Genomic DNA, 219 nt, shown 5'->3' with positions numbered 1-219 from the left:
TCTCACTAGAGTGCTCTTGCGTAGCAACTAGCAACAAGGGTTGCGCTCGTTGCGGGACTTAACCCAACATCTCACGACACGAGCTGACGACAACCATGCACCACCTGTCTCTCAGTCCCCGAAGGGAAAGCTTAATCTCTTAAGCGGTCCAAGGATGTCAAGACCTGGTAAGGTTCTTCGCGTTGCTTCGAATTAAACCACATACTCCACTGCTTGTGC

The 219-nt window shown here is 51.1% G+C and carries 1 rRNA gene; it reads right to left on the bottom strand.

What is annotated here, in order from left to right:
* Positions 1-219, bottom strand: a 16S ribosomal RNA gene (locus H6A12_RS13235); the annotation flags it as partial.

It is taken from the genome of Merdimmobilis hominis (assembly GCF_016901855.1).
Lineage (GTDB): Bacteria > Bacillota > Clostridia > Oscillospirales > Ruminococcaceae > Paludihabitans.
This window is presented reverse-complemented; position numbering and strand designations above follow the sequence as displayed.